This window comes from Geobacillus thermodenitrificans subsp. thermodenitrificans DSM 465 (genome assembly GCF_000496575.1).
GTDB lineage: Bacteria > Bacillota > Bacilli > Bacillales > Anoxybacillaceae > Geobacillus > Geobacillus thermodenitrificans.
On the sequence record NZ_AYKT01000052.1, the window covers coordinates 1 to 1,172 of the forward strand.

Sequence of the window (1,172 nt, forward strand, 5' to 3'; positions counted from 1 at the left end):
CCCTTAAAGATATTGCGATCAACGAGGCGGTTGAACTGGATAAGCGAACCGTAGCTGGCATGTTTGGTGTGCCAGCTTTTTTATTGGGCATCGGGGAGTTTAACCGGGATGAATACAACAATTTTATCAATTCGACTATCTTGCCGATTGCAAAAGGAATCGAGCAAGAACTGACGAGAAAGTTGCTTATCAGCCCAGATCTTTATTTCAAGTTCAATCCGCGAAGTTTATATGCTTATGACCTTAAAGAGCTGGCGGAAGTCGGTTCAAATATGTATGTCCGTGGCATTATGGAGGGGAATGAGGTCCGTGATTGGCTGGGACTTTCGCCGAAAGAAGGATTGAGTGAGTTAGTGATTCTCGAAAACTATATCCCTCTCGACAAGATTGGAGACCAAGCCAAACTGAAAGGTGGTGAGAACGGTGGAGCGAACGGTCAAACAAACTAGAAGCCTGCAAACAAACATCACCGCAACGCAAGAAGAACAAGACAATGAAATGTATATCGAAGGATATTTCGCGGTGTTTAATCGTGAAACCGAGTTATTTCCGGGTGCTTTTGAAGAAATCGCGCCGGAAGCCTTTAATGAGACGCTAAGTAACGATATTAGGGCGTTGATTAACCATGACAAAACATTAGTCCTGGGGCGAACAAAAGCTGGAACGCTAGAGCTAAAAGTTGACAGCCGCGGATTGTGGGGGCGTATCAAAATCAACCCTCGTGACAGTGATGCGGTCAATCTGTATGAACGTGTCAAGCGTGGTGATGTTGACCAATGTTCATTTGGATTCAACATCATCGAGGAAGAAACTGATTTTCGCGATGATGGCACGGTCAAATGGACGTTGAAAAAAGTGGATCTGCATGAGGTTTCAGTGGTGACCTTCCCGGCATATTCAGACACAAGTGTCCATGCCCGCATGAAAGAATACGAGCAGCATAAGAAGCGGCAACTAGAACAAAGAAAATTACAGTTAAAGGAGCGTGTGAGAAATGGCGTTGCGTCAATTAATGTTGACCAAAAAAATTGAACAACGTAAAGCTGCATTGGACGAGCTCGTGAAGCGCGAGCAGGAACTGCAAGCGAAAGCAGCGGAGTTGGAACAAGCGATCGAGGAAGCGCAAACTGAAGAGGAAGTCTCAGCGGTGGAGGAAGAAGTCGCAAAGTTGG

At 45.6% G+C, this 1,172-nt stretch carries 2 protein-coding genes; both read left to right on the forward strand.

From position 1 onward, the window contains the following. On the forward strand, positions 1–449 hold a 449-nt coding region (locus tag DSM465_RS0117855; RefSeq protein ID WP_029761970.1), incomplete at its 5' end, for a phage portal protein. Next, positions 424–1,032 carry an HK97 family phage prohead protease gene (locus DSM465_RS0117860; protein ID WP_035498833.1) on the forward strand — a complete coding sequence of 203 codons (609 nt, stop codon included), beginning with the start codon at positions 424–426 and terminating at the stop codon, positions 1,030–1,032. The genes DSM465_RS0117855 and DSM465_RS0117860, both read left to right, overlap by 26 nt. The last annotated feature ends 140 nt before the right edge of the window (positions 1,033–1,172 follow it).